Here is a 9,565-nt window from a genome sequence, read left to right as displayed (position 1 = left end):
TTTTGGGACTAATGTTAAAACAAACTAAACAGATTAAAGATTGGACAATACCATGGATATTATTAGTTGTAGGCATATTAGGTTCTATAGCTTTAATTGGACTCAATGCAAATGCAGTAATACAAGGAATACTTACAGCAGGTGTTGCGGTATTTGGAAATCAGTTGATAAAACAAACCACAGTAAAAAGAGAAATAAAATAAAGAGGAGTGTTGTAAAATGAGTATTAAAATAGCAATAAGAAGAGGTCATCAAAGGACAGGAAAGGATCTAGGAGCAGAAGGTTTTGTTAAAGAAATAGAAGCTGTAGAGCAATATATGCCATATATTATAGAAAGTCTAAAATCAAAGGGATATGAAGTACTAGACGTAACTCCACCAGAAGCAAATAGAAGTTTAGCAGATTCCTTATCATATAGTATTAATAAAGCTAGGGAGTTTGGAGCAGATTTATTTATCTCTTGCCATGCAAATGCTTTTAAAATAACCGATAGTGCCATGGGTGGAGAAGTTATATTCCCACCAGGAGATAGTGTTTCAAGGAATTATGCTTTAGACGTTTGCAATGTATTAAAGAAGAATGGATTTATTAATAGATGTGCTAAGCCCGATACAAGAGGCTTGGCAGAAATGAATGGTAAAGTGGGTTGTCCTGCAATTATACTAGAGCCGTTCTTTATAGATAGCAAGGCAGATGTTAATAATTTTAACTGGGTAGGAGGGGTTAAACTAGGTAGAGAAATAGGCAAGGCTATAAATGTAATACCTAACCCATATAAACCTGCATCAAAAGCAAGTATATCTGTAGATGGTGGAGGAACTATATTAAATAATAAATCTGCAATCAACTTAATAATAAGAGATTTTTCAAGTGATATAGATAGGATATTCGGTTACATTGATAATGATAAAAAAGCTAGTTATGCTTTTGACATTAATCCTCTTAATGATAACTATGTAAAACTTGAAAAGAATTGTTCTAAGGCAATATATAAAAGAAATGAAGGTTATACATTTTCTCCTAATACAAATTATAAAGTAAGAGTTGAAGGGTATAAAAATGGTAAGGTTGTAACTAAAAATGAGATAGTATTAAAAACTTTAGACATCGAAGATGATAAATTATATAGGGTACAGGTAGGTGCTTTTAAGGATAAGGATAATGCAGATAAATTAAGAAATGAATTAAAGAATAAAGGATTTAATGGATTTATAAAAGAGTAATAGGACTATATAATAGGTACATATATAATGTAGCTATTTTTTATTTAATCCTTTATTTACTTTGTAATCAAAATGGTATAATATATATGTAAGGTTTATTCGTATTAATAAGCCTACGAATATTATATTAATAGAGCAATAAATATTAGAGGAAAACACAACAAATTTTAAATACATAAAATACTTCAAAGTGTTGGTATTACTACATCATACACTATTCATAATGATAAAGGTAAACCCACAAATTCAGAATTCATAGCTATGGTAGCTGATAAATTAAGACTTAAAAATAAAGTAAGTTAGAGAGCTAAATTCCGTTTCATTAGTTTTAATAAAACGGAATTTAGCTATTAATGGGAAATACGTTCTAAGAATTAGGTATGTATTTCCTTTTTAATATAAAAAATGCCTTCTATGTAGATGCAACATAAAAAATAAATCTTTTTATGTTTGCTTTAAAAAATATCCAATTCTACAACTTCTTTATATTTTTTTAAATTCTGTGGTGTTATTGGTATACTAAACCTTTTTGCGAATTTTATAAACTGTTTTAAGACTTTAATACTCACATTATCACCTCCGCAAACTTATATATTATTTTGTTAAGTAACTTAAATATGATATTATAAATATTAGCCCCTATATTATCATCGTAAAGTTTTCATAAATATAAACAAAATTATAAAATAATTTAAAAAAAAATTAAAAACTTTAAAACTCAATATATAATGTTTAAGTATTAAAATGAAAACTAATATAAATATAAAATTTAATTTTAATAATCAAATATTATAGTAAGGAGATGTGGACATGAAGAATAGAACAATTAAAAAGACACTAATAATATTTATAATTTTATGTGTAGTTACACCTTTAACTGTAATTTCCGCAATAAACTTTAGGTATCAATCTCGAAGTATTAAAGAGAACTTTGAGAATTCAGTAGCGCAGGCTATGTATAGTTTATCTGAAGATATAACAAACTTTAAAAATACTAATAGTGAAATTATTAACGTACTTTCTGATGATTATAGTTCTAGAACATTAGTTACAGACAAAAATAGTGAAAAACTAGTTCAAAGTAACTTAAACAATTTAGCTAAAAATCATAAAGAAATTTGTGTTACATATTTAGGACAAGCTACTGGTAAACACTATACAACGGATAAAGTAGATGAAAATTATGATCCTAGAAAAAGGCCATGGTATAAAAGTGCCATAAAAGATATAAATAATATTGCTATTACAGAGCCCTACGAAGATATAAATAAAAAAGGAAGTTTTGTTATAACTTTTGCAAAAGTAGTAAAAGATTTGTCTAATAAACCTATAGGAGTAGCAGGAATAGACATAGAACTTGAAGATTTATTTAATAAAGTAAAGAATATAAAAATAGGAAAGGATGGCTTTGCAGTTCTCATAGATAATAATGGGAAGATATTAGTTTCTAAAGATAAAGGAGTAATAGGTAAAAATGTCCAGGATATTAAATGGGCAAATAATATTATAGGGGATAAGAAAGCTGTTTCTAATGTGGATATAGAAGGTGAAAATTATTATGCTTGCAAAATCCAAAATAAAGATACTCTTTGGCATATAATGACCCTTGTGCCTGAAAAGGAATTGAAAGCTACATTGTCTAAAGCTAAAACAACTAATGTTATTTTAGGATTAGTATTTTTAGGAATAAGTTTATTAATCGCTACCATATTTTTGAGAAATATTTCTAAAGCAATAAAAAAGCTAACAGAACTTATGAATAAATTTGGGGCAGGAGATTTTTCACAGAAAATAGAAGAAAAAGATAATGATATTTTAGAAGTAAAAGTCATAAAAAGATCTATAAATAAGATGGTAGAAAATATATCCTCTTTAATATATGAAATAAAAGATACCTCAGATAAATTAAAGATATCAGCAGAAGATTTAGCTGTTATAACAGACGAAGGAAGCTTGGCAGGAGACGAAGTAGCGGAAGCTATACAACGTATAGCAGAAGGTGCTCTAGAACAATCTAAAACATTAGAAGACAGTGTTAATTGGATAAATAAATTAAGAGATGAAATAAAAATATCTCTTAATAATGCAAGTGTTATGAGCTCTTCTTCTGATAAAGTATCAGAAGAAGTAAAAAAAGGTAATAGAGTAGTAAATACATTAAAAAATAATTTTAATCATAATATAAAATCAAATAATGATTTATATGAAGAAATTTTTAGCTTAGAAGAAGAAATTAAGAATATAATGAATATGGCAAATGATATACAAGATATCACTGAGCAGACCAATCTTCTAGCATTAAATGCATCTATTGAAGCAGCACATGCTGGAGAAGCAGGTAAAGGTTTTGCAGTAGTGGCTGAAGAGGTGAGAAATCTTGCAGAACAATCCTCAAGGGCAACGGAAAGTATAAATGGAATTCTAAATAAAATTGAATTAAAAGTTAAATCTATAACTCTAAATATAGAAGAGGAAAAGAAATTAGATGATGTAACTAAGGAAAGTGTTAATATTACAGAAGCCTCCTTTAAAAATATTTTTGATTTAACAATTAATTTACATGAAAATATAGAGAAAACAACTAATTCATTAGCTAGTATAAATAACATAAAAGAAGAGGTTACCACTAGAATTGCTAAAGTATCTTTTGTATCAGAGGAAACGGCCGCAAGTACAGAAGAAGTAAGTGCCTCTACAGAAGAGCAAGCCTCAGGACTTCAAGAGATAGCATCTTCTGCGGAAATTCTAAAAGGTTTATCAGATGATATAAAAGAATTAATAGAAAGTTTTAAAACCGTATAAATTAAATAAATAAAGTAAAACTGTTGGTATCTATTACTAACAGTTTTACTTTATTTAAATAAGTTATTGATTTTTATAAAAAAGAATGATATAATAAACAATTGTGTAATTTTATAATTAAGAGGTGGTTTATTGAACTATATAATACTATTTGTATTAAAACTATTGGATTGTACTATATCAACATTTAAAACGTTCTTTATGATAAAAGAGAAATATTTAGTATCATCATTGTGCAATGCTATATCTCAGTTTTTTTATCTCACGCTATTGGTAAAGGTAGCGAAGAATAATTCTTTTGCAGGAATAATTATAATCTGTATGGCAACCTTTCTAGGATCCTATTTCCCTATGAGAAAAACAAATAAGGATAAAATATGGATATATAATATACTTGCAAATTCACAGGAAGAAAGTAAAGAACTAGCAGATGTTTTAAGGGAATGTGATTTAGATGTATATACTAATAAAGGATATAACTTTGATGTAGATAAGATATTAGATGTAAAAGTAATTTCTAATAGTAGAGATGATAGTAGAATAATAGAAAATCTAATACCAGGAAATGTAACCTACCATGTATTAGAGAGTAAAAAAGTTAGTTTCTAAAAGTAGCCTTAAAGGGCTTTTTTATTTTAAACTATAATTGTTTAAAAATTCCTTATGTAAATTTTATTTACATAAGGAATTTTATATGCTTATTTAGGCATTATTCTTCTAAAGAGTTCTTCTATTTCATTTCCAAATTCAGAAAGAGGTTTACCTTCTTGTATACCAGTTCCCACATTAGAGATTCTTTCAAAAATATCTGGATCAGCAGAAACTGCTACAGTTTTTATTCTGTTATCTGTTTTCTTAGTGGTACTTTCTACTTGAGATTTAAGAGCATCTGTAATCTTACCTTCAGCGTTATTTTCCATATCCACTCCAATTAGAGCTCTATCGTCAGAGATAACTACATTTGCGCTTTTAATTCCTTTTATTTTAGCTACTTCATTTGCAATTTTAGTGGATCTTTGATATAAATCTCCAGCCATATTATCTTTGGCTACGTTATCTCCAGTTATGTTGTTTTTGGCCATATCAGTATTTGTCGTATCATTATTTCTTTCCCCGGCAGTATTAGGAGGAGGTGTAACATTTCTATTCTTAGCAGTATTGTTAGGCGTACATCCTCCCAGAGCAGTTAAAATGAATACAGATAAAAGCAGATTAACTGTTTTAGCTTTTAAATTTTTTTTCATAATTATCACCTCAATAGTAGTATGCACAAAATAATTTAAAATATAAAAAATATTTCATATACCTATAATTAAAATCATAAATATAAAGGAAGGAATAAATAAGGATAAAAATATACTACATAACTAAGGGGGAAAAATATGTTAAGAGATAAAATTTACAATAGTTTAGCTGATCATTTTCGTGAGAACTTTTGGATATATGTGGTGACGTTGCTTTTTATTTTTATAGGCATAGTGCTTGGGATCTATAGTGTGAAATATATTAATTCTGTTCATTCTAACGAGCTTTTAAACTATTTTAATAATTTTATAAATCACATAGGAAATAATAATATAGAATATAAAACCGTATTTTATCAAATATTAAAAAATAATATCCCGACTATTTTTATTATATGGTTTTTAGGCATGACTTTAGTGGGACTTCCTGGCATTCTCATAATAGATATTTTAAAAGGATATACTTTTGGATTTACTATAAGTTTTTTAATAAACAGCAATGGTATAAAAGGATTATGGATGGTGCTTTTAGCATTAATACCTCAAAATATAATATATATATCTTGTATATTAGTAGCTTCAGTATTAGCTATGGACTTTTCTTTAAACTTTGTAAAAGAAAGAGTGAATAAAACATTTGGGCAAGGCTTAGGAGTGAGAATATTATATTATTCCCTATCTTTTATATTTATAATAAGTGTTATGTTTGTAGGCTTTTTTATGGAAACCTATGTAACGCCCAGTATAATGAAAATATTATTTTAAGAAGGGATTGGGACATTTTTAATATGAATTGGATTGAAAATAAAAAAGAGTACATAGAATTTTTAGTATATTTAATTAAATCCTTTGTAATATTACTAATGTTTGGTGAATTTTTACCTAGATTACTGGATTATATATTATTTATCTATTTAAAGGGGAAAAATATTCACAATGATAGTATATTAGTGCAAAATATATTAACGAGGAACAGTAGTATATTGAAAAATTATATTTATATATTCCATGAATTTTTAAAAATATAGAGGTTTTTCCAAGATTTTGTTGAATTATATTATTATAGATAGTAAATATGTTTGAGGGGTATGATGAAATTGAATATAAGAACTAGAGATGAACTAATTAACAAGTATGTAAGCCGCCTTATGGATAAAGGCTTAAGCAAAAATACTTTAGATGCTTATATAAGAGATGTAAATAGATTTTTAGACTTTTTAAAAGAAAGAGAAGAAGACATATTAGATGTAGAAGAAGTTACAATAATGGCATATGTTCAGTCTCTTCAAAAGAGTAGAAAAGCTAACTCCTCAATTGTGAGAAATGTAGTGTCTATTAGAAATTTCTATAAATTTTTATACAAAAAAGGTTATATAGATGAGGACCCAGTTATAAATTATGAACTGCCCAAAGTTAAAAGAAATATACCTAAGGTACTAACAGTAGAAGAGGTAGATATTTTATTAAATGCTCCAAATATTTCTGAAGAAAAAGGCATAAGAGATAAGGCAATGCTAGAGGTTATGTATGCTACAGGGGTTAAAGTTACTGAGCTTTTAAATATGACAGTATTTGATGTTAATTTAAAACTCTCTTATATAAAGTGCAGAGGATCCAAAAATAAAGAAAGAATTATTCCTATTGGGGCATATGCAGTGAACTGTTTAGATGATTATTTAAGTGTTAGACCAAACATTAATATATATAATTTAGATTATCTGTTTTTAAATTTAAAAGGTACTCAAATGACAAGACAAGGTTTTTGGAAAATAGTTAAAAAATATGCTAAAATATCAGGTATAAAAAAATCCATAAACTCGTATACTTTAAGACATTCTTTTGCAGTACATCTTTTGCAAAATGGAGCAGATATGAAATCAGTGCAGGAACTTTTAGGACATAGTGATTTAGCAGCCACTCAAATCTATTCAACTATATCTAATAAAAGTAAGATAGCTGAGGTTTATAAAAAAACTCATCCTAGAGCTTAAGTATACTAGTTATAACAAAGGAGGAAATAACATGAATTTAAAAAAAATATTAGAAAGTGTGGAGTTTGTAAAAAGTAAAATAAATATTGTACCAGAAATAGGTGTAATATTAGGTTCAGGATTAGGGGATTTAGCTGAAGAAATCCAAGATAAAGTAGTTGTAAAATATGAAGATATACCTAATATGCCAAAATCAACAGTATCAGGTCACAAGGGGCAATATGTTTTTGGAAAATATAAAGGAAAAAATGTGGTAATGATGCAAGGAAGAATTCACTATTATGAAGGACATCCTATGGGGATTTTATCTTTGCCTATTCATATAATGAAATACTTAGGAGCAAAGACTTTATTGGTAACAAATGCAGCAGGTGGTGTGAATGAGAGTTTTAATCCGGGGGATCTTATGATTATAACAGATCATATAAATCTAGCTTTCAATAATCCATTAATAGGTGAAAACAACGAAAAAATAGGACCAAGATTTCCTGATATGAGTAATGTATATGATAAGGATTTAGTTGAACTAGCGGAAAATATTGCAAAGGATATAAATGTGAACATAGAAAAAGGAGTTTACTGTATGATGACAGGACCAACCTATGAAACTCCAGCAGAAGTTAAAATGGTGAGAATATTAGGTGGAGATGCTGTAGGTATGTCTACAGTACCAGATGCAATAACAGCAAAACATTGTGGTATGAAGGTTTTAGGTATATCTTGTATAACTAATATGGCAGCGGGAATTTTAGATCAACCTTTAAATCATAAAGAAGTTATAGAAACTTCAAATAAAGTTAAAAATACCTTTATAAATCTTGTAGGAAGCATAATAGAAAGAGTTTGATTAATGAACAATTAAGGAGATTTTCCTTTGTTTTGCTCTGAAAAATTTTAATTTTGTTTTGAAGGCTCGTTTGCTACGCTAAACATTGCTGTTTTATAAGAAGACTCGTTTGCTGAGCTAAACATCGCTATTATTAATTACCCAAATAGATTATCTTATTTTTATGAGATAATCTATTTTTTTAGTTTTAATGGATAAATTTTAAAGGCTGGGGAAAAATATTTTTAGAAGAAAGGAGAGAATAACCGTGATAAAAAATAAAAAGACTTTTATATTAACAATTCTTTTAATTTTTATATTCCAGTGTACTGTAGTACCAATAAGGGTAAAAGCAGAGGGAGAAGATAAAGGTGAAATACAAGTAGAAGCATCATCAGCTTTACTAATGGAACCTAATTCTGGTAAGATAATATATGAAAAAAATGCTAATGAGAAGTTACCACCAGCTTCTGTAACAAAAATTATGACTATGTTAATAGCTATGGAAGCTGTAGATTCAGGGAAAATAAAACTAACAGATAAAATTACTGTAAGTGAAAATGCTAAAAAAAATGGTCAAGGTGGCAATAGTAGTATGCTACTAGATACAGGGGAAATTAGAACTGTAGAAGAAATATTAAAAGGTATAGCTATAGCTTCAGGTAATGATGCGGCTACTGCTATGGCAGAGTACTTAGATGGAAGCGAAGAGGCTTTTGTAAAAACCATGAATGATAGAGCAAAAGCCTTGGGTATGAAAAATACTAATTTTAAAAATTGCTCTGGTCTTCCAGAAGAAGGTCATATAACTACAGCTTATGATATAGCTTTAATGTCCAAAGAACTTTTAAAACATCCTACAATATTAAAATATACTGGAACATATATGGAAACTATTTCAGAAGGTAGAAAAAGCCCTATAGGATTAGTTAATCACAACAAATTAGTTAGATTTTTTAAAGGTTGTGATGGCTTAAAAACAGGTTACACAAGTGAGGCTAAGTATTGTATATCAGCAACTGCGGTAAGAGATGGAGTTAGAGTGCTTACAGTAATTATGGGAGCACCTAACTATAAAATAAGAAATAAAGAGGCTTCCAACCTTATGAATTATGGTTTCTCCAAATTCGAGAATAAAAATATTATAAAAAGAGATAGTGAAGTAGAAAAGGTGAAGTTGGGTAAAAGTGAAGATAAATTTTTTATAGCTAAGGCACTAGAAGATCTAGATGTTGTAGTAGAAAGAGGTTCTAAAGATAAAATTACTAAAAAACCTATAGTAAACTTAGATAAAAAATACTATAATAAAGGAGAAGTAGTAGGCCATTGCGAAGTTTATGTGGGAGATAAATTAATAGGAAAGGTTAAACTATATTCCGATAGAGACATAAAAAAATCCGGTTTATTAGATAATATCTTGCATAATTTTAGAAATATTTTCGATAATGCAGTTTAGCTTATAATATGATAGTCTTTTA

At 28.0% G+C, this 9,565-nt stretch carries 9 protein-coding genes and 1 pseudogene; 9 read left to right on the top strand and 1 reads right to left on the bottom strand.

Translation table 11 applies throughout. From position 1 onward, the window contains the following. Nucleotides 1–2 precede the first annotated feature (2 nt). The 5 genes and pseudogenes from B5D21_RS07180 to B5D21_RS07160 all read left to right on the top strand — a co-directional run bounded on the left by B5D21_RS07180 (nt 3) and on the right by B5D21_RS07160 (nt 4,635). Nucleotides 3–203, top strand: coding sequence for a phage holin family protein (locus B5D21_RS07180; RefSeq protein ID WP_242848426.1), 201 nt, complete (start codon nt 3–5; stop codon nt 201–203). 16 nt (nt 204–219) lie between these two features. Then, complete coding sequence (locus B5D21_RS07175; protein ID WP_011099748.1) at nt 220–1,224, top strand: N-acetylmuramoyl-L-alanine amidase; 1,005 nt, start codon at nt 220–222, stop codon at nt 1,222–1,224. Nucleotides 1,225–1,434: 210 nt separating this feature from the next. Next, nucleotides 1,435–1,527: pseudogene (locus tag B5D21_RS07170) on the top strand (sporulation initiation factor Spo0A C-terminal domain-containing protein); the annotation flags it as partial. Nucleotides 1,528–2,034: 507 nt separating this feature from the next. Continuing rightward, nucleotides 2,035–4,026: a methyl-accepting chemotaxis protein gene (locus B5D21_RS07165; RefSeq protein ID WP_035109627.1), complete on the top strand. Its 1,992-nt coding sequence runs from the start codon at nt 2,035–2,037 to the stop codon at nt 4,024–4,026. A gap of 132 nt (nt 4,027–4,158) precedes the next feature. Beyond that, complete coding sequence (locus B5D21_RS07160; protein WP_011099746.1) at nt 4,159–4,635, top strand: hypothetical protein; 477 nt, start codon at nt 4,159–4,161, stop codon at nt 4,633–4,635. 89 nt (nt 4,636–4,724) lie between these two features. Here the strand turns inward: B5D21_RS07160 and B5D21_RS07155 are convergent, their stop codons facing one another. Beyond that, a complete protein-coding gene (locus B5D21_RS07155) occupies nt 4,725–5,270 on the bottom strand; it encodes a YhcN/YlaJ family sporulation lipoprotein (RefSeq protein ID WP_035109630.1) in 546 nt (181 codons plus the stop codon). Between the two features lie 138 nt (nt 5,271–5,408). On the opposite strand from B5D21_RS07155, the gene spoIIM reads away from it, so the two are divergent. The 4 genes from spoIIM to B5D21_RS07130 all read left to right on the top strand — a co-directional run bounded on the left by spoIIM (nt 5,409) and on the right by B5D21_RS07130 (nt 9,543). Continuing rightward, nucleotides 5,409–6,035, top strand: coding sequence for a stage II sporulation protein M (gene spoIIM, locus B5D21_RS07150; protein WP_011099744.1), 627 nt, complete (start codon nt 5,409–5,411; stop codon nt 6,033–6,035). 326 nt (nt 6,036–6,361) lie between these two features. Next, on the top strand, nt 6,362–7,261 hold the full coding sequence (xerD, locus tag B5D21_RS07140; protein ID WP_035109633.1) for a site-specific tyrosine recombinase XerD: 900 nt from the start codon (nt 6,362–6,364) through the stop codon (nt 7,259–7,261). A gap of 31 nt (nt 7,262–7,292) precedes the next feature. Beyond that, on the top strand, nt 7,293–8,108 hold the full coding sequence (locus tag B5D21_RS07135) for a purine-nucleoside phosphorylase (RefSeq protein WP_011099742.1): 816 nt from the start codon (nt 7,293–7,295) through the stop codon (nt 8,106–8,108). A 250-nt stretch (nt 8,109–8,358) separates the two neighbouring features. Next, nucleotides 8,359–9,543 (top strand): D-alanyl-D-alanine carboxypeptidase family protein, encoded by a 1,185-nt coding sequence (locus tag B5D21_RS07130; protein WP_078688085.1) that lies wholly within the window; start codon nt 8,359–8,361, stop codon nt 9,541–9,543. The last annotated feature ends 22 nt before the right edge of the window (nt 9,544–9,565 follow it).

This window comes from Clostridium tetani, from assembly GCF_900167265.1.
GTDB classification, from domain to species: Bacteria; Bacillota; Clostridia; order Clostridiales; family Clostridiaceae; genus Clostridium_G; species Clostridium_G tetani.
This window is presented reverse-complemented; position numbering and strand designations above follow the sequence as displayed.